18 protein-coding genes, 2 tRNA genes and 1 pseudogene are annotated in these 19,585 nt (G+C 45.5%); 17 read left to right on the forward strand and 4 right to left on the reverse strand.

The genetic code is table 11. The features are described from left to right. Positions 1-51: 51 nt before the first annotated feature. The 5 genes from HDCHBGLK_RS06750 to HDCHBGLK_RS06770 all read left to right on the forward strand — a co-directional run bounded on the left by HDCHBGLK_RS06750 (position 52) and on the right by HDCHBGLK_RS06770 (position 3,134). A complete protein-coding gene (locus HDCHBGLK_RS06750) occupies positions 52-597 on the forward strand; it encodes a hypothetical protein (RefSeq protein ID WP_004605337.1) in 546 nt (181 codons plus the stop codon). Between the two features lie 13 nt (positions 598-610). Next, positions 611-1,342 carry a hypothetical protein gene (locus HDCHBGLK_RS06755; protein WP_004605338.1) on the forward strand — a complete coding sequence of 244 codons (732 nt, stop codon included), beginning with the start codon at positions 611-613 and terminating at the stop codon, positions 1,340-1,342. Positions 1,343-1,713: 371 nt separating this feature from the next. After that, positions 1,714-1,863 (forward strand): hypothetical protein, encoded by a 150-nt coding sequence (locus tag HDCHBGLK_RS18770; RefSeq protein WP_004605339.1) that lies wholly within the window; start codon positions 1,714-1,716, stop codon positions 1,861-1,863. After that, positions 1,860-2,615 carry a proline reductase cluster protein PrdD gene (gene prdD / locus HDCHBGLK_RS06765; RefSeq protein ID WP_004605340.1) on the forward strand — a complete coding sequence of 252 codons (756 nt, stop codon included), beginning with the start codon at positions 1,860-1,862 and terminating at the stop codon, positions 2,613-2,615. Before HDCHBGLK_RS18770 ends, prdD begins: the two co-directional genes overlap by 4 nt. Before the next feature lie 30 nt (positions 2,616-2,645). Next, entirely contained in the window at positions 2,646-3,134 is a 489-nt protein-coding gene (locus HDCHBGLK_RS06770) for a glycine/sarcosine/betaine reductase component B subunit (RefSeq protein ID WP_004605341.1), read from the forward strand. Positions 3,135-3,263: 129 nt separating this feature from the next. Here HDCHBGLK_RS06770 and HDCHBGLK_RS06775 read toward each other — a convergent pair whose 3' ends face one another. Beyond that, complete coding sequence (locus HDCHBGLK_RS06775; protein ID WP_004605342.1) at positions 3,264-5,474, reverse strand: DNA topoisomerase III; 2,211 nt, start codon at positions 5,472-5,474, stop codon at positions 3,264-3,266. 428 nt (positions 5,475-5,902) lie between these two features. On the opposite strand from HDCHBGLK_RS06775, the gene HDCHBGLK_RS06780 reads away from it, so the two are divergent. Continuing rightward, entirely contained in the window at positions 5,903-6,991 is a 1,089-nt protein-coding gene (locus tag HDCHBGLK_RS06780; RefSeq protein ID WP_039909315.1) for a helix-turn-helix domain-containing protein, read from the forward strand. A gap of 164 nt (positions 6,992-7,155) precedes the next feature. Beyond that, positions 7,156-9,102, forward strand: coding sequence for an oxidoreductase (locus tag HDCHBGLK_RS06785; protein ID WP_004605345.1), 1,947 nt, complete (start codon positions 7,156-7,158; stop codon positions 9,100-9,102). Positions 9,103-9,702: 600 nt separating this feature from the next. Here HDCHBGLK_RS06785 and HDCHBGLK_RS20255 read toward each other — a convergent pair. The 3 genes and pseudogenes from HDCHBGLK_RS20255 to HDCHBGLK_RS06800 form a co-directional block, all read right to left on the reverse strand. Then, positions 9,703-10,023, reverse strand: a pseudogene (locus HDCHBGLK_RS20255) (hypothetical protein); the annotation flags it as partial. A 138-nt stretch (positions 10,024-10,161) separates the two neighbouring features. Then, the gene (locus tag HDCHBGLK_RS06795) at positions 10,162-10,356 is read right to left on the reverse strand and encodes a hypothetical protein (protein ID WP_004607984.1); all 195 of its coding nucleotides are present in this window, start codon (positions 10,354-10,356) and stop codon (positions 10,162-10,164) included. Positions 10,357-10,391: 35 nt separating this feature from the next. Then, positions 10,392-11,573: an IS91 family transposase gene (locus HDCHBGLK_RS06800; RefSeq protein ID WP_039909242.1), complete on the reverse strand. Its 1,182-nt coding sequence runs from the start codon at positions 11,571-11,573 to the stop codon at positions 10,392-10,394. A 187-nt stretch (positions 11,574-11,760) separates the two neighbouring features. On the opposite strand from HDCHBGLK_RS06800, the gene HDCHBGLK_RS06805 reads away from it, so the two are divergent. The 10 genes from HDCHBGLK_RS06805 (at position 11,761) to HDCHBGLK_RS06845 (ending at position 19,573) form a co-directional block, all read left to right on the forward strand. Then, positions 11,761-11,832 (forward strand) — tRNA-Glu (locus tag HDCHBGLK_RS06805). Positions 11,833-11,861: 29 nt separating this feature from the next. Then, positions 11,862-11,932: transfer RNA gene (locus tag HDCHBGLK_RS06810), tRNA-Cys, on the forward strand. A gap of 38 nt (positions 11,933-11,970) precedes the next feature. After that, entirely contained in the window at positions 11,971-12,102 is a 132-nt protein-coding gene (locus tag HDCHBGLK_RS19550; RefSeq protein ID WP_004607949.1) for a hypothetical protein, read from the forward strand. 150 nt (positions 12,103-12,252) lie between these two features. Further along, positions 12,253-13,323 (forward strand): uroporphyrinogen decarboxylase family protein, encoded by a 1,071-nt coding sequence (locus HDCHBGLK_RS06815; protein ID WP_004607948.1) that lies wholly within the window; start codon positions 12,253-12,255, stop codon positions 13,321-13,323. Further along, a complete protein-coding gene (locus tag HDCHBGLK_RS06820) occupies positions 13,320-13,994 on the forward strand; it encodes a Crp/Fnr family transcriptional regulator (protein WP_004607947.1) in 675 nt (224 codons plus the stop codon). The genes HDCHBGLK_RS06815 and HDCHBGLK_RS06820 overlap by 4 nt, the downstream gene beginning before the upstream one ends. Positions 13,995-14,095: 101 nt before the next feature. Next, on the forward strand, positions 14,096-15,742 hold the full coding sequence (gene hcp, locus HDCHBGLK_RS06825; protein WP_004607946.1) for a hydroxylamine reductase: 1,647 nt from the start codon (positions 14,096-14,098) through the stop codon (positions 15,740-15,742). Between the two features lie 148 nt (positions 15,743-15,890). Continuing rightward, positions 15,891-17,192 (forward strand): ABC transporter substrate-binding protein, encoded by a 1,302-nt coding sequence (locus HDCHBGLK_RS06830; protein ID WP_004607945.1) that lies wholly within the window; start codon positions 15,891-15,893, stop codon positions 17,190-17,192. 58 nt (positions 17,193-17,250) lie between these two features. Then, positions 17,251-18,138, forward strand: coding sequence for a carbohydrate ABC transporter permease (locus HDCHBGLK_RS06835; RefSeq protein ID WP_004607944.1), 888 nt, complete (start codon positions 17,251-17,253; stop codon positions 18,136-18,138). Between the two features lie 9 nt (positions 18,139-18,147). Beyond that, complete coding sequence (locus HDCHBGLK_RS06840) at positions 18,148-18,969, forward strand: carbohydrate ABC transporter permease (protein WP_004607943.1); 822 nt, start codon at positions 18,148-18,150, stop codon at positions 18,967-18,969. A 55-nt stretch (positions 18,970-19,024) separates the two neighbouring features. Further along, positions 19,025-19,573 carry a M48 family metallopeptidase gene (locus tag HDCHBGLK_RS06845; protein ID WP_004607942.1) on the forward strand — a complete coding sequence of 183 codons (549 nt, stop codon included), beginning with the start codon at positions 19,025-19,027 and terminating at the stop codon, positions 19,571-19,573. The last annotated feature ends 12 nt before the right edge of the window (positions 19,574-19,585 follow it).

The raw sequence follows: 19,585 nt of genomic DNA on the forward strand, positions 1-19,585 counted from the left end.
AATCCATCAAAAAATGAAGACAATGAGATCAAATGAAAAGGAGAGAAAAACATGAAAATCAAGAAATTAACAGCAGTAGCAATGACAGGAATGATGACATTAGGAATGGGAACAAGCGTATGTGCAGCATCACCAATAACACAAATTGGCGGTACTGATGCAAAGGATGTAAAGGCAACATATGCTGCGGATCAGACGGCAGGGACTGTGTACAGTGTAGATATCGCATGGGGAGGCATGCAGTACACTTATACAATTGATTCAGAAGGAACCTGGAATCCTTCAACACATAAGTTTGACGGAGCATCAGAAGCAGGAAGTTGGTCTTGTTCTGATGGCGCAGACAAAGTAAAGGTAACAAACCACTCCAATGCAGCGGTAAAAGCAGCATTTACTTATGAAGCGGAAAATGACTACAAGACAATTAACGGATCATTTGACAAGCAAAATGTAACTCTTCCAACTGCAGAAGGCACAGAGGTTTTAAATGCACCTACAGATACTGCAACGCTGTCGCTTAGCGGAGCTCTGAAAAAGAATGTGCCAACAGCTACAACAATCGGTACTGCAACCGTCACATTAAACGTAGCACAGTAGGGAAATCAATCAGATGAAGAGGAAGACGATTACAACGATATGCATGATGCTTCTGTTATTATGCTTCTGTACGGCAAATGTATCTGCCAAGGAGGACAGTAAAGCGGTAGCAGGGAAGAAAGTCTTTACTCTAGGCGCTCATACATACATTAGTGAGATCGTAGATGGACATGCAGTGGTTGCCGCCAGTGATGGTGCTCAATTCGAGCTGACAGGAAAAGGGATGGACGGGTTATACCTGTGTATCATCGAACTCCTGGAAGGTGATGACGCCTATGAGTGGCTAGGCAACGAGTTGCAAGGTGACGGGGAAATGCAAGGAGCTTATGCGGTACTCCTTATGAATGGCGCCGGGGAATATGTAACCGCAGATAAGGACTTTACCGTAACGATTCAGGTGAAAGCGTCAGGAGAAGATCTGAAGGTATGGCATGTGGAGCCAAATGGGAATAAGACAGCACTTCAGCCGGTAGAAGGAGATGGCTTAAGTGTCATCGGTACAAAGACAGATTACTATGCGGTAGTGTGTGGAGAGTCATTGAATGAAAGTACGCTGGGGGAAAATGTACCGGGTGGTAATACATCAGGAAGTCATGTACCGGGAAGCAGTGTGTCGGGAGGGGCTTTTGGGGCGATCAAGACGGGAGACAATGCCGGAGTATTTCTCTGGGGACTTCTGGTGATCGTGGGAGTTGCAGGATGCGTGGCAGGATTAAAAAACAAAAAGCGTGACATGCATATGTGAAATAGCGGTCATAAATAAAAGACATGTGCGATAAAATTATCTGAGGGTTAGGAGATAAAACCTGGCTCTTAGATTTTTTTATTATACGAGGAAAGTTCCTTGTTCTTAAAAAACAATACGGAGTGTAGGAATATATGTGAAGTAGTATGTATCCTAAATGGAAAATAAAGCCAAGGATAAACAAAATTCCGTATGCTGGCTGGTCTTGTACTTGATAGCGGCGGCGGTAACGCCATACTTGTCGGAAAGTTATTCTGGCATAGACATTCAGTCTATGCTAGAATATAAATAAAGCATTATATTTCTAATACTCTAGTGGCGTCTGCCGTATCTTCTATCTATTGCCAACAGGCATTTATTCGGAAATTTCAATGCTTAAAAACCCAGGAAAACAGCAGAGTGGTTCCGGAATGGATGGGGTGCGAGCAAGTATTGAGGGTATATACCGCATTGCTTCAAATCCAGAGATAGACAAGGAGGAAATAATCAGTAGGATAAAGAAGGAGGCTGATAGTATATGAATGTAGGATCAAGGCTGACGGTTAAGGCGTACCCTGTCACAGAAGTGTGCTATGGGGAGGAGAACCGAGTGACGGTGGATGGCCGGATGACGGTCTGTAAGAACATAGCAGAAAAGATTCTGGCGCAGGAGCCATTGATAAAGGAGATTGATATCCGTATTATCATGCCGGATGAGCACCGACAGCATACCAACACGGTGATGGATGTGATTCCTCTGGCAACCAAAGTGCTGGGACGGGTGGGGGAGGGCATTACCCATACCCTGACAGGCGTATACGTGATCCTTACCGGTGTGGATGAGAGCGGGCGTCAGATATGTAATTTTGGCGCCAGCGACGGAATACTCGAGGAGAAGATTGCCTGGGGGCGGGCGGGAACGCCGCTTAGGAGCGACGTGCTGATCTCCTTTGACGTGGTTCTTAAGGAAGGATCCTGGGCGGATCGTCCGGGTCCGGAAGCAGCCCATCGCGCCTGCGATACATACTGCCAGATATTCCGGGAGCAGATAAAGAAGTTTAATGGATACAAGTGCGCGGAAAAGCATGTCTTTCAGGAGACGTATGAGCCGGGGAAAAAAGATGTCTATATTGTGAAAGAAGTATCCGGGCAAGGTGCCGTATACGATACCCGGATGTTCGGACATGAGCCTTGCGGATTCGAAGGCGGGAAGTCTGTTATTGATATGGGCTGCATGCCTGCGCTGGTGACGCCCAATGAATTTAGGGATGGCATTATGCGCGCGATGGATTAGGATTCGACGATAAAGTATGGAGGTGCAGTTATGGGAATTGGAACAAGCATGAAAGAAACTTCCCTGCATTATTACAGGGATCCCTTGGTAGAAGCCGTATCGGAAGACCCGGAAGTCAATCTGAGGGGAATCATCATTGTGGGATCGCCGGATAAGAATGAGGATAAATATCTGTCAGCGGAGCGGGTCGGGGTCAGCCTGGAATGCATGAGGGCGGACGGAGCCATTTTCTCCTGTAATGGGATCGGCAATAATCATGTTGACTATGCCCATGCTATTGAAGCGACAGAAGTAAGGGATGTGCCGGTGGTGGCTCTTAGCATGTGTCCGGCGAAGGACTTCGTGGTGCAGAATGATCATCTGGACGGCGTGCTGTCCTACTATAAGGCGATCGATAAGATGGGACAGGACGGGGATGAGACAACGGTGCTTGCCGAGAATACGGTAAATAAGCTGGATGCCAGAAAGGCACTGGCAATGCTGAAATTAAAAATGAGAAAGAAAGAACAGAGGCATTGAGGCATCCTATGTTAACCGGGATAGCAGCGCGTTTAAGAAGGATATGTATATTGCCTGGAGAGATAAGAAAAGCAGGCACGTCAAGGGATAAGCCATTACGTGCCTGAATTATGAATGTGCATTCGCGATCTATGTGTCAATCTTAATATTCGCCAGAGCGTTTGCAAAAGCATTATTAATCGGTTCTTCCTTCTGCTTCTTCAGATAATTCTGGACATCTTTTTTGGATACTCCGGCGCCTTCTTTTTCTCTTCGCTTCTTGAAAGCGGAGAGTTTTTCTTTGTATCCGCAGGCGCAGACAAAGGTCTCTTCTTCGCCTTTTTTGATAATCTCCATCTTCTTGTGGCAGTTCGGGCAGCGGGCATTGCTCAGTCGGGCGATGGTCTCCCGGTATCCGCATTCCCGATCCTGGCATACCAGGAGGCGCGCATTCTTTCCATTGACCGCCAGCATCCGCTTGCCGCATCTTGGACACTTGGTGTTGGTCAGATTATCATGGCGGAAGGTGCCGTCCGCTGTCTTGATCTCCTGGATAAGTTCCTTGGTGTAATCCTGTATCTCGGCAAGGAACTGGGCATCTTTGTGGGCGCCTTTGGCAATGTTGGAAAGTTCCAGTTCCCACTTGGCCGTAAGTTCCGGCTTCTTTAAGTCCTCGGGAACTAGTTCCAGAAGCTGCTTTCCTTTGGAGGTGATGAGAATCTCATTTCCTTTTTTCTCAATCAGGAAGGAGTGGAATAGTTTTTCTATAATATCAGCCCTTGTAGCCACGGTTCCGAGCCCTCCGGTCTCGCCAAGCATCTTGCGCGCCTTTGCGTCCTGGGATTCCATGTATTTGACCGGATTCTCCATGGCAGTTAGCAGGGTCGCCTCGGTAAACCTTGCAGGTGGCTTTGTCTTTCCCGTCGTCAGGGCAATCTGGCTGATAGATAACTGCTCTCCTTTTTTAAGGAGCGGCAGAGGCTGTTCGCAGGACTGCCAGGAGGCATCGTCTTCTTCCGGAGCATCCAGAAAAGAACTGTCAGCCGCGCTGGAGGAATCGTAGATGGCCTTCCAGCCAGGAGACAGGATGATCTTTCCTTTGGCGGTAAAGGCCTGTCCTGCGGCGGAGGCCTTCAAAGTGGTCTGCTCATATTCGAAGGCCGGGTAGAGGATGCTGATAAATCTACGTATCACCAGATCATAGATCTTGCGCTCGTCGTTGCTCATGTGCTCCAGCTGGACAAATTCTTCCGTGGGGATGATGGCATGGTGGTCGCTGACTTTAGCGTCATCTACGAATGCCTTGCTGGTCTTTATGGGCGCTTTTAAAAGCGAGGGAATGAACTTCTTGTAGGGCCCGATATTGCATGCCTTCAGCCGTTCTTTGATGGTTGGGACGATGTCGGAGCCAATGTAGCGGGAGTCTGTTCTGGGATAAGTCAGGACTTTATGCTGCTCATAGAGGCGCTGCATGATATTCAGGGTCTCCTTGGCAGAAAAGCCAAAACGCCGGTTGGCGTCCCGCTGAAGTTCCGTTAAGTCGTATAAACCCGGAGAGAACGTTTTCCTGGCGGACTTCTGGACATCCGTTATTTGCAGGGCCTGACCCTTGAGGCTGGATTCCAGATCCGTGATGAAAGAACGCTTAAACGAGCGCAGGCTTCCATTCTTTTCATTCTGCCAGGACCATTTTACATTGCCGGCGACGCAGGAAAGACCATAGTATTCTTCAGGCTTAAAGGAACGGATCTCTTCTTCGCGCCGGGCAATGATTGCCAGGGTAGGCGTCTGTACCCGTCCGCAGGAGAGCTGGGCATTATACTTGCAGGTCAGCGCCCGGGTGGCGTTGATGCCCACTAGCCAGTCTGCCTCGGCACGGCTTTTTGCGGCGTAATACAGATTATTGTATTGGCGCCCGTCTTTTAAACTTAAGAATCCTTCCCGAATAGCCTTATCCGTAACGGATGAGATCCACAGCCTTTTGATCGGCTTATGGCAGCCGGATTTGTCCAGAATCCAGCGGGCGACCAGTTCGCCCTCCCGCCCGGCATCCGTGGCAATGATAATGTCCGATACATCCTTGCGGAAGAGCTGGGTCTTGACATTGTGATACTGCTTGGAGGTCTGCTTGATGACCATCAGCTCCCATCTTTCCGGGAGCATGGGGAGGTAGGACATGTTCCATTCTTTGAACTTTTTGTCATATTCCTCCGGGTCAGCCAAGGTTACGAGATGCCCAAGAGCCCAGGTCACGATATATTTACTGCCCTCGATGGCGCCCGGCATATTCTTGTGGCAGTCCAGAACCCGGGCAATATCGCGGGCCACAGAAGGCTTTTCAGCCAGTACGAGTGATTTCATATATGATAGTCTCCTTTGATATTCGGTTGAATGTACCTATTCAACATAGCGGATTTGATCCGGTTTGTCAACGGATAGCCAATTTAGAATGTGCGAAACTGTGCGATTTCCTTAACTGTGAAATCGGCGATCTGTTAAAAATAGAAAATGGATTAAGATTGATGTATCTGCGGGTATAGCAATTTTATCAATGAAAGTATGCTTGACATTTAGGATGGTTTTGATAGAATTTTTGTTGAACATATGTAACTTCTTTCTTGTATAATTTTTTATCGAAAATATATTAAAGTTTCAAGGTTCTGTTAGCGGGTCAGACACAGAAAATACTATGTTCTGACCTCAGCATCATGACATTGATATAAGATTATTAATGAAAGGACGAATTTTTACATCCTTTTAAATGATATGTATACAAACGAGGTATGATTATGCAAAATATGAATTACTATTACGATTTTTCAGGACAAAAATATAACCATCCGCTAAGTTTGAGTATGAACAGTTTTGATCGAAAGGTATTTTCCAGACAGACAAGTCTGGAGATTTCTTTCGTATTAAGGGGCAGCTATGAAGTTGTTACCGAGCATATCTCCCATGTTTTACGTGAACAGGAACTAGTCGTGATCTCGCCAAATGAAATCCATATTTTAAAAAAGATTGATCCTGATAGTGTGATCTTAATTTTACATATCGATTTTGACCGTATCCCAGACACTTTACTCGGTTCATGCCGCAATATTTTTTATACCACGATCTGTAATCTTCAAAATAACCGACAGCTTTTGTTCTTATTAAAAGAAGAACTAAGAAAATTAATCGTAGTGCTTCTACAAGGAAATGTAAACGAAGGAACAGACTTATTTGAATTAAATGAAATCATGATGAAGATTTTGTGCATCACAAAGAAAGAGCAGAGTCACTCTTTTGAGCAATTGCCAGTAGCTTCCATCCATCATGACAACTATATCAAAGCAATTCGCTATATTGATCAGCACTACCATGAAAATATCCATTTATCCGATATCGCCAAGACGCTTTCATTCAGTAATAGTTATACTTCCAGACTATTTACCAAGTTTACCGGCCTTCCATTTGTAAAATATCTTTCTTATGTGCGTGTCCGGGAATCTTTAGAATATCTGTTAGAATGTAAAGCATCGATTGAAGAAATTTCCGGAATATGTGGAATGCCAAATTCAAAAGCTTACACTCAGATTTTCAAAGAGCTTTATGGAATCACGCCTAGCACTTACCGAAAGCGATTTCTTAAAAATCTGCTTCCTCTTCCGGGAAATGAAGCTCGTCCAATGGACTTTACAAAAGAACAAAAAGAATTAATGAATCATGTATTTCAACTAGATAATTATAAAGAATGCCTATATCGTTCGAAAGATGTCGCCATAGAGAAAAAAGGCGATACTTTGTTATGCACACTGGCAAATCATGAGGAACATGAATTCCACTATGTACAAAAGAGGGATCGGGTTTTGATCACGATTCATCCTGTAGCAAAATAAGATTTATTTTCTAAAACAGGGTATTATATGTCCTGTTTTTCTTTTTCTCACATATTCTTGTTAAATAAAAGACAAATTATGACGGACAGTATCTCATTCTTGAGAGGATATTTTCTTTCGTTCATATTAAAATAAAAGAAAAAAATATTAGGAGGAAAGAAATCATGAATCAATATCCAAACCTGTTCTCCCCAATCAAGATTGGAGAAACTACAGTAAAAAATCGTGTGTTTATGCCACCTATTTCAACAAACTTAGCCGATAATGGTTATGTTACAGACGCACTTGTTGGGCATTATGCAGCTCGTGCAAAAGGCGGCGTTGGTCTGATCGTTACAGAAGTTACAACAGTAGAACCTACTTATGTATACCTTCCAGGAGATATGTCCATTGCTGATGACAGTTTCATTCCAGGATGGCAAAAATTAACTGCTGCCGTTCATGAATATGGTACAAAAATTTTACCTCAATTATTTCATCCAGCATATATGGCATTCCCTATTCCAGGAACTCCACGTCTGATCGCACCTTCTTTTGTTGGTCCTTATTATGCAAAAGAAGCCCCAAGACCGGTTACAGTCGAAGAATTACATACAATCATCAGACAGTTTGGAGAAGCTGCATTACGAGTAAAAAAAGCTGGTGCAGATGGTGTTGAGATTCACGCTGCTCATGCTCACGGATTATTAGGCGGATTTCTTTCTCCTCTTTATAATAAACGTACAGACGAATACGGAGGAGATATCAATGGTCGCTTAAGATTAACATTAGAAGTTGTAGCAGAAGTTCGTAAAATGTGTGGACCTGAATTCATCATTGATGTTCGTATCTCTGGAGATGAATACTCTGACGGTGGATTAAACTTAAACGATGCAATCTACGTTTCCAAACAGTTAGAAAAAACTGGTGTTGATATGCTTCACGTTTCTGGTGGTACAACAATCAAACGTGGAAGTTCTATTCCGGCTCCTGGAACAAAGATGGGATCTCACAGTGCATTATCTGCGGAAATCAAGAAACACGTTTCAATTCCAGTTGCAACTGTAGGAAGAATCACGGAGCCATGGCTTGCTGAAGAATTAATTGCAAACGACAAAGCTGATATTTGCATGATCGGTCGTGCAAACTTATGTGAGCCAGAATTCTGTAACAAAGCACAGGCTGGTCACACAGATGAAATCCGTCCATGTATCGGATGTCTTCGTTGCTTAAATGGTATTATGTTCGGAAACCGTATTGCTTGTACTGTAAATCCATCTTTCGAACCTGAAAATGAAGAGACACTTACAACAGCAGAGACAAAGAAAAATGTTCTTGTAATCGGTGGTGGTCCCGCTGGTATGGAAGCTGCTTTCGTTGCTGCAAAACGTGGACACCATGTTATACTTGCTGACAAGCAGGATGCCTTGGGTGGAACTGTTCGAATCGCTGCTGTTCCGATCGCAAAACAGGATCTGACACAGTTGATCAAATACCAGGCTCACAAATTAGAGCAAGTTGGTGTTGAAGTTCTCTTAAATACAGAAGTAACTCTTGATATGATCAAGACAGATTACGCTGACTATGAAATCATTTTATGCGGTGGTGCTGCACCAATCGTTCCAGGATTTATGACAGAATTCAAAGATTACATGACTGCAGATGACGTTCTTTATGGAAGAAAATTCCCAGGACATAAGATCGTTGTAATCGGTGGTGGGTCTGTTGGTTGTGAGACAGCTGATTACCTTGCACCTGTACTCAATGACCGATTCCCGAAAAACCGCGAGATCATCCTGATTGAAATGGCTCATGAGATCATGGCAAATGAAAGCGGCCCAGGAAGAAGTCTTCTTGTTCAGAGAATGATGGAAAAAGGTATCCAGATCATCTGCGATGCAAAAGTAGAGGAAGTAAGCAACGACACTATCAGCTACTCTAAAGATGGTTCAACACATCAGATCACAGACGCTGACACATTGGTTCTTGCTATGGGGTACCGTTCTAACGCTACATTACAAGAACAACTGACTGAAACTGGAATTTCATACTCTGTTCTTGGTGATTGCAAGCAGTTAGGAAATATTAAAGATGCAATCTCACAGGGATATGAATTAGCTCGCACACTATAATTCGCCTCAAAAATATAACTGATTTATTACTAATTATTACTTTACCTAATTATTCAATGTCATTTGGTGTAACAACGTAATAACTGATATGCGGTTCTCTTCTTCAGTTGTTCCTTTGTCATCAAATGACATTGGATCACAATTCAGCCCATCCATTCCCTAATCTAGTAGATTTAGTTCGATATCTGTAAGTCGAACTGCCACAAAAATGTCACATATTTTAATATCGACTGTCCCTTCCGATATTAGAAATAGTGTTGTGAACTCCTACAATGGGAGACTGGTATAAATTATATACCAGTATATATGGTGCCATTTTGACTTTATAGGAAATTCCGATTTTAGAACAACGAAAAAAGAGCAAGAGTTTACCGAACGTATGTTAGATAAACTCTTGCTTAAGCATAACGATAAGATGATATAGTTTAGAAGATATAAAAACCTTCAGTACCAGCATCGTCATCAAATAAGTCATCTTCATTTAAGAAATAATCCATATCGAGAAGGTCATCCCTTCCGATGGATTAGCCATATATTGTTTGCGTAGTTTCTCTGTGTCTGGGTTCATGTGCGTGGCCTCCTCTGAAAAGAGCATACCAAGAGTTCTAAAAACAGCATGGCTGCACCGCATTCGCACTTTAGTGGGTCATAGCCAAAAGCAGAAAGAATTGCAGTACGCCACCGGTTAAAGCTTCTGTAAACATGGTGCTTTTCACAGGAGATGGTGGATAAGACGCTGTATAAATTTCATAACGGGAATGGTTTCTTCTACGTATTTGTCGATTCTGGAGGAGGCAATCACAGGGCGGCCAAGATACTGACCGATGTATCCAGCTTAAAGGACATGGAAGTAGTACGCCGCATGGCGTAGAGATTCCCGCAGGTAGGGCAGAAGCGACTGTGGAAGCGGAAGGAAACGAATTAAAACTTTCCGTAGCGAGGGCAGCTATCGAAGTGTCGAAGACACTTTTTTACTTTATAGGAAAGTTCTCCTTTCGGAGAACTTGGGGACTAAAATAGCCCGCTCAAAAGCGGGCATAGTGAATCAGACGGTTTGGATTAAAAGATGTAAAAGCCCTCTTCACCAAAATCGTCATCATCAAGGTTATCAAATTCATGTAAGAAATAATCCATATCCAGAAGTTCGTCGTCACTCATGTCATGGACTTCTTTAGAAGTCATACCTTCTGGTGGATTTTTAATGTACTGTTCCCTTAGTTCCTTTGCGAGTTCTGCTTCTGTTATACGTTTCATAGTGTGGCCTCCGTTCTTAAGATATATTGAGTTTATCATGAGAAAAGAGGTTTTGGAAGATATGAAAACGAGGCAGGCGAACGACATCTATGTTTTTGCATAGCCTTTTCGTATAATTCATGCAAAGGAACAGGATTATGATTAAAATATAGTTCTAAAAATAGCATGGTTTTTCCACAGTTCGGACATTTTAAAGGATCGTAACCAAAAGAATGTAAGATTGAATCACGCCACCTATTGAGTGAAAGAAAAAAGTTATGTTTTTCTCTGGAAATGGCTTTTCGTAAAAAATTGTCAGAATTACGGTGACGAGCGTAAATACCATAATAGCGAATCATTTTAAAATGTTTTTCAGGGATGTGTTGTGTTAAGCGGTCAATGAATTCCAAAACAGGAACAGTTTCTGTAATAAGTTTATTGTCTTCATGACGGTTGTAATGGAAGGTGACAAAATCACCATCGTAAGAATCAATGCGAGAAGTAGCAATAACAGGTCTGCCAAGATAACGACCGATATATTTGATAACCTGAGAAGGATTACACTTGTTAGGCATGGCGCGAACATAAAAACCATTTTTATCTTTTGCATAGATAGCAGATTTTACTTTTTTGAAAGCTGGACCTATTTTTTGATGGAGTTCATTTAAAAGAGCAGTTTGGAACGCATCACGTAAAAAATGATAGTTAAAATGTTTGAAGTGTCGCCAGGAAAGAGTATTACCAACACCACCTTCAGAAACAAGGCAGTGAATGTGAGGATTCCATTTTAAATCTCTGCCAAAGGTATGAAGGACGCAAATAAATCCAGGAGTAAATAATTCAGATTTATTTTCTTTATGGAACATACGAGAAATCACGCTGTTGACTGCCGAAAAAAGGCAGTTAAGAAGAGAACGGTCTTTAAGAAAAAAAGGCCGCAAAGAATCATCAATGGTAAAAACACAATGCCGATGTTGTACATCAATAATCTTAAAAGACATAGCAGTAGTTCTGTCAATGGAATACATGTTACCACAAGTTGGACAGAAGCGAGAATGACAACGAAAAGCAGTAAATTTGAAATTACCACAATTGGGACAAATATACATGGCGCCACCATAAGATGGATCGCCACAATGAATCATTTTTTCTACATTCTCAACAATAGCATCACGAGGATGTTGAAGATAAATCATTTCTTCATAATGTTCGATAAAAATTTTTTGTAAGATATTCATAAGACCATTATGAAGCAAAATGAAGCAAAAAGAAACCCCTATCCCTCATGATTGAGGGGCAGGGGAGTTGAAGTGTCGAAGACACTATTTTTAAAGATTCTATTAGAGGGAATAAAAAAAAGAGTTGCAAAATCCGGCGAATTATGATAACATATATCTCGGTCACGCTTAAGGATAAGCGAGATATGGCTCCGTGGTCAAGCGGTTAAGACATCGCCCTTTCACGGCGGTAACACGGGTTCGATTCCCGTCGGAGTCATTTGCGCGAAAGCGCTTTATATATAGGATGGCGCCATAGCCAAGCGGTAAGGCAAAGGTCTGCAACACCTCTATCACCAGTTCGATTCTGGTTGGCGCCTTTTAAAAAGCCTCGAAACGTTAAGTTTCGGAGGCTTTTTTGATATGCTATGATACGCTCGTATGGACCAGCGAGAATATAGGGGCTTACGGAGAGGATTCAAAAGACATCAGCGTCTGCGGCGATAGTTCCGGCGATTATATCTATTGTCAGGCGTGGGCATTTATATAATGGATGCCCGCGTTTTTCTATAAATTTTTGATGGTGGGAGATAGGCTGGCATTTTCTGTGCTTGTACGGTATAATACAATGCAAGTGAAGGTACAAGCGACCGGACAAGCTAAATAGCAGCAGGCAGAAATATAGAAAGAAGGCAGCAAGATGACAGAGATTCAGAAGCATAGAGCGGACGAGATGACGCCCGTAGAGAGAAAAAAAGCAATCGAGGAGGGGAAATCCTACGACCGCGTGCCCTGCGTCCCTTTCATGGGAGAACTGAAGGGAGTGCTTAGCGGCATCAGCGTGTGGGATCTGTCCCATGACCCGGAAAAGATGGCGGAAGCGGAAATCATTCCTTTCAACCGCTATGGATATGATCGGATGGATATCGGGCCTAATTCCAGGGGGATCACAGAAGCCCTGGGCGGCAAGGTGATCTATCCAGAGAAGGGAGTTCCTTATATGGATGCGCCGCTCATCCAGGATTATGTAAGGCTTGAATCTATAGAACCGGTGGATGCCCGGACGAATGCCAGAATTGGGGACTTTGCCCGGACGGCGCAGATTCTTGCGGACAAGGCGCTTCGCATTGTCCCGGTGGAAATGAGCATCGGCGGCCCGCTTACGATTGCATCCAACCTGCGGGGCGTGGAGCGGTTGCTGCGGGACTTAAGGAAGTGCCCGGACGACGCGCTGAGGCTGATACGGCTGGTTGCGGACAGCGAGAGAAGCTGTATCGACCTGGCAGCGCAGTATGGCATGGGGATTGCCATGGCTGACCCGGTGGCGAACCCCGCCCTTATCGGTCCGAAGATGTATGAGCGGTTCGTGTATCCATTTACGAAGGAACTGACGGATTACGCATATGAAAAGACCGGGAAGAAGGTATCGCTGCACATGTGCGGGCAGACGGAGCAGATCTGGGACTATTTTAAGAAATATGAACTGAATGAGGTAAGTCTTGATAATATCGTTGATCTTGAAAAGGCGGCGCAGGAATTAGGCCCGTATATCCCAATCGCAGGAAATGTAGACCCGGTGGAGATCATCCTGAACGGAACCAGGGAAGAGATTACGCAGGCGGTCACATCCTGCATCAGCGCTGGCCTTAAATCCCGGAAGGGGTATGTTCTGGCATCAGGCTGTGATATTCCAGAGACCACCAGGCCGGAGCAGATTGACAGTTTCATGGAGGCGGCGAGAGCATATTTTTGCAGGAAGGAAGCGCGATGATTTCAAAGTTGAAAGACAGTCCCTTATTCCGCGGCATGACGGGGGAGGATATCGAATGCTGTCTGAAGTGCAGCCATGCGCAGTCAGTCAGATACGACAAGGATGAGATGATCTTCTGCCAGGGCGATGCTCCGGAAAAACTCTCGGTGCTTATAGATGGTTCGGTGGCAGTATGTAACGATTCCGCAGATGGGAGGCGGAGCATTGTGGCATCCATTGACAAGCCGGGGGAATTATTCGGAGAGGTCTTTGTATTCCTGGGCCAAAAGGAGTATGAGCACTATGCCCAGGCGGCTGTTCCCTCAAGGATCCTTCATATCCCCAGGGAGTATTTCTACTCTACCTGTGGGAAAGCCTGCGTCTATCATGCAAAACTAATTGCCAATATGCTGGCGATCTTCGCCCAGAAGGCATACTATCTGAATCAGAAGATACAGATTATTTCCTGCGCGACGCTTCGGCAGAAGATTGCGAAGATTCTGCTGGAGTATGACAAGGCAGGCGAAAGTCCGGCCATTACCATGAACCGGGAAGAGATGGCGGACTTCCTGAATGTAGCCCGTCCATCGCTGTCCAGGGAGTTGATGAGGATGCAGGAGGAAGGGCTTGTCAAGGTAACAAAGAGAGGCATCTTTGTCCCAGATTCGCTGGCATTGCAGAAAATTTTATGATTTTGCAATCCGTAACATTTGTTACGGATTTTTTTTGGCGTTATTGGTAGCATTAGGACATCAAGCAAACCAACCATTCAAGAATCAAGGAGGAAACTACTATGGAGAATAAAATGTTCTGTTACCAATGTCAGGAAACCGCAGGATGTGCGGGCTGCACGCAGATGGGTGTCTGTGGCAAGAAGCCGGAGGTTGCAGCCATGCAGGATCTGCTGGTTTACGTGACGAAGGGGCTGTCGGCAATTACGACGCAATTAAGAGCCGAAGGCAAGGAAGTGCCTGCGGATGTAAACCATCTGATTACTTTGAATCTGTTCATTACCATCACCAATGCCAACTTTGACAAGGAGGCAATTGTGGAACGTATCGATATGACCCTGGCAAAGAAGCGAAAGATGCTGGCGCTTACAGACAGTACAGATTCCCTGCCAGAGGCAGCCCGCTGGGACTGCAAGGGACGTGAAGGCTATGTGGGCAAGGCAGCCCAGGTAGGGGTATTGTCTACGAAGGATGAAGATGTCCGCAGCCTACGGGAACTGATTACCTATGGATTAAAGGGGCTTTCTGCCTACAGCAAGCATGCCAATGCCCTTCTTGAAGAGGATGAGGAGGTGGACGCATTTCTCCAAAGCGCCCTGGCTAAGACGCAAGACGACAGGCTGGGTGTAGAGGATCTGGTGGCGCTTGCGCTGGAAACCGGGAAATACGGGGTGAGCGGCATGGCGCTTCTGGATAAGGCCAACACGTCGGCCTATGGAAACCCAGAGATGACCAAGGTAAATATCGGCGTTGGTACCAGACCCGCAATCCTGGTATCCGGCCATGACCTTAGAGACCTGGAGATGCTGCTTGAGCAGACGAAAGGGACTGGGATTGATGTCTATACCCATTCTGAGATGCTGCCGGCCCACTATTATCCGGCCTTTAAGAAATATTCCCACTTTGTAGGCAACTATGGAAATGCATGGTGGAAGCAGAAGGAAGAATTTGAAAGCTTCAACGGACCCATCCTGATGACCACCAACTGTATCGTCCCGCCGAAAGACAGTTATAAAGACCGCCTGTATACCACCGGCGCGGCAGGGTATCCCGGCTGCAAGCACATCCCGGGAAAGATCGGAGAGGAAAAGGACTTTTCCCAGATAATCGCCCATGCCCGGATGTGCCAGCCTCCGGTAGAACTGGAACGCGGAGAGATTATCGGCGGATTTGCCCACAATCAGGTGATGGCGCTGGCGGATACGGTAGTGGAAGCAGTCAAATCAGGAGCGATCAAAAAGTTTGTCGTGATGGCAGGATGCGACGGACGGGCCAAGTCCCGCAACTATTACACGGATTTTGCGAAAGCGCTGCCAAACGATACGGTAATCCTCACGGCCGGATGTGCAAAGTATAAGTATAATAAGCTGGATCTGGGGGATATCGGGGGAATTCCACGAGTACTGGATGCAGGGCAATGCAACGATTCCTATTCCCTGGCGGTGATTGCCCTGAAGCTAAAAGAGGTCTTCGGCCTGGATGATATCAACGATCTGCCGATTATTTACAATATTGCCTGGTACGAGCAGAAGGCGGTCATCGTCCTGCTGGCCCTGCTTTACCTGGGGGTAAAGAACATTCATCTTGGGCCTACGCTTCCTGCGTTTTTATCCGAGAATGTGGCAAAGGTACTGGTGGAAAACTTTAACATTGCAGGGATAGGAACGGTGGAAGAAGATATGCAGCTTTTCTTTGGAGAGGAACGGTAGAAAAAGCCTGGATAGAGCAGATCCGTGATTATAGAAATAATTAATAAGCGCGATTGTTTATTGAAGTTAACAATTTGTATGCGGCAGCATGCCAATGGTAGAATGTTCTTGAGTAGTTTAATAAATTTATAGGGAGAGGACGAAAGATATGAAAAAGAAAATCATTAGCATGCTGCTGGTTTCCGCCATGGCCATGACATTGATCGTCGGCTGCGGGAATAATGGGGCAGATGAGAAGAAGTCCAAAGGGGATGAAAAGACGCTGGAGGTGTGGGTCGCTCCGCTGGACGACGACACGGTGAACAACTGGAAGCCGCTTCTTAAGGATTGGGAGAAGGAGAACGACTGTACGGTTAACGTAAAGGTAGTGCCCTGGGACAGTTATGAGGAGACATACACGACAGCTCTTAACTCAGGCGAAGGTCCGGACGTGGGATATATGTACAATGAGATGTTCCCTTCATATATAGATTCCGGAGCGGTTGTTGACATGTCAGAGTATGTTACCGATGAGGACAAAGAAGAGTATAAATATCTGGAAAACGGATATATGATGGATGGACAGTATGGATGGCCGCTCGTGACGGGAGTGCCTTTCGTGCTGTACTATAATGAAGACATTCTGGCAGACCTGGGAGAGACGGCGCCTGAGACTTGGGAGGATTTTGTAAGAATCTGCAAAGCGGCAACCAAGGATACGGATGGCGACGGCAAGATTGACCAGTACGGCTATGCAACTGGAATGAGCACCAGCGATGTGGGAGCCATGCAGGTACTGAATGCATACTATTACAGTGCGCTTTGGCAGAACGGCGGACAAGTCTATAAGGATGACCTGAAGTCCGTAGCTTTTGCTGATGAAGCCGGAACTGAGGCATTGACATGGATCAAGGAACTGACCCAGTATATGAATCCTGATTTCATGTCCCAGTCATGGTCAGAGGCATTTGCCAATGTATTCGGAGAAGGCAAGGCTGCATTCGGCGTATACCGCTCATCCCAGACGGATGAAACCATGTTTGCCGAGACGTATCCTGACCTGAAATGGGACTATGTGACTTCCCTTAAGAATGTGGACTATGGAACTTTCGGAGCAACCGACTGCCTGACGCTGATGTCGGCGGCAGACGATAAAGACCTTGCAATGGATTTCATTAAATACGTGACAGGCGCCGAATTTATGAAGCAGTACCATGCAAAATGCCCCGGCGCTGCACTTACCGTCAGCGAGCCATATGTAGGCGACGAGAAGATGGAGCGTATCTATACGGAGGACATTGATAAATGGCATGGCCTTCAGGCAGGCCCCTGCGGAGTGGACATCTTAACGCAGCTTTCCGCTGACTTCCAGGGCGTGATGACGGAAGAGATGACGGTGGAAGAGGCGCTGAAGGAGGCTGAAGATTACGCAAACGGCCTGCTGGATGATTACTGGGCAGATAAAGAATAATTAATGAGATACAAAAAATGTCCGCTTCTATTGCGGACATTTTTTTGAGAGGAACGGTATGGAAAAGAGAAAAACAGGAATAAAGAACATAGCGCCATATGCTTATATTACGCCTATTACCTTGATCCTTGTGACGTTTGTAATCGGCTCCGTCATCATATCCGTGGTGCTTGGGTTTACCAAATATAATATTATGACGGAACCAGTTTTTTCGGGGCTGGATAATTATAGAAGGCTGCTTACAGACAGCAAGTTTATTAAGGCGCTGAAAAATACGCTGGAACTGATCGTCATCATTGTTCCGCTGCAGACTGTGTCGGGCATCTTGCTATCTTCCTTTCTGGTGGCCAACCGTAAAAAGGTGCTGGGAAAGATTGCCAATTGCATCGTGTTTATTCCGGTGCTCTGCGCGGATGCGGTGGCTGGAGTCGTATGGAGGGAATTCCTCAACGGAAAACTTCCGGTGGTGGAAAATTTCTTTGGATTATTCGGGATAGAGCCATCCATGCTCCTGGGCGATGCCAGAAAGGCGCTGATCGTCGTGGGGCTTGTGGCAGTCTGGAAGTATATGGGGTATTACGTGGTCATCTATTCTTCCGGCCTGCTGTCCATATCCGATACCTATTATGAGGCGGCAAAGGTAGATGGGGCGGGCAAGATTCGCTGTTTTTTCAGCATCACGCTTCCAATGTTGAAGCCCACCATAATACTGGCCGTGTTCTTATCCCTCACCAATTCTCTGCGCTGCTTTGATCTGATCTTCAACCTGACAGGAGGAGGGCCTAATAATGCCACGACAACGTTGGTGCTGTATGCATACTCCTCCTGCTTTGGAAGCAGCAAGGCAGGCTATGCCATGGCAATATCCAACATGCTTTTTCTCGTGGTGCTGGTGATCGCATTGATGCAGAGAACGTTGATGAGAAGAGATGTCTCGGAACTATAGGGAGGGAATATGAAAGCAATAGCAAAAGGTTTAAGAAATGGAATAGATTCCATATTGCTGATTGGAATTATCGTGGTGAATGTGGTGCCTTTCGTGTACATGTTCATGATGTCATTCAAGTCAACGATCAATGCCCGCGATTTTGATTTTTCGCTGGATAAGCTTTCTTTCGTCCAGTACCAGAAGATATTCGCGATGGACAATTTTGAACGGTATATCTTCAACAGCGTCTTTGTGGCAGTGGCCGGAGTGATATTGACGGTGACGGTGTGCTCCTTGGCGGGCTATGCATTTGCGAAAATGAATTTTAAGGGGAATGACCGGCTGTTCCTCTTCCTGATACTGACCATGATCGTGCCGTCGGAGGTGATAATCGTGCCCCTGTTCCTGATTACAAAGAGCCTGGGATGGCTGAATACATTTCGTGCCCTGATTCTGCCTCTTCCCACGGCATTCGGCGTGTTTATCATGCGACAGGCAATACTGGATGTGCCGCAGGACTTGATCAATGCGGCGAAGATTGACGGTTGTGGAAATATCAGGACATTTTTTAAGGTCGTGCTGCCGATGGTAAAATCATCCGTGCTGGCATTGTCCATATTTACCTTTGTGGGCGCATGGAACAACTTTATCTGGCCCCTGGTGGCGTGTACAAAGCAAGAGATGAAGACCCTGCCTCTGGCGCTGAGTCTTATGAAGACCCAGTTCAATACGGACGTAGGGCTTACGATGGCCTGCGCTGTGGTGAATTTCCTGCCGCCCTTTATTTTCTATGTATTCATGCAGGGCAAGTTTAAAGAAGGCATCGCGCTTAGCGGTATAAAGGGATGATGGCAGTTTTAAAGTTCCGTGGCTTCTTCCAGCAGCGATATGCTATAATAGAAGCATGTCAAAGATTATATATGTAAACAATATTCCGGTCACAATCGAATACAGAAAAGTAAAGAATATCAATCTCTATATCAAGCCGCCGGATGCGCAGGTGCTGATCACCGCGCCGCCACACGCGTCTGAAAGGAGAATCAGGGATTTTGCAAAGGGAAAGGCTCAGTGGATTGAAAAGAGCCGGAAGCGCATGCTTGATTCCCTTGAGGGCAGGGCGGAGGAAACTTCCAGATCGATCACCGATGCGCAGTTAGGAAGGCTTGTGGATAAGGTAGAAGAATATGCCCGGATATGGGAGCCAGTGATGGGCGTGAATGCTACCAACTGGACCTTCCGGTACATGAAGACCCGGTGGGGCAGCTGCACGGTGAATACCGGACGCATACGGATTAATACGAGGCTGGCCTTCTATCCGGATGAATGCCTGGAATACATCGTGGTGCATGAATTGTGCCACTTAATAGAGCCAAGCCATAACAAAAGATTCCATGCGTACATGACAAAGTTTTTGCCAGACTGGAAGATCAGAAAAAAGAAACTTTGCCAGTAAGAAGGTGGGTGC

Origin of the sequence: [Clostridium] scindens ATCC 35704, from assembly GCF_004295125.1 — a bacterium.
In the GTDB taxonomy this organism is placed as follows: Bacteria; Bacillota; Clostridia; order Lachnospirales; family Lachnospiraceae; genus Clostridium_AP; species Clostridium_AP scindens.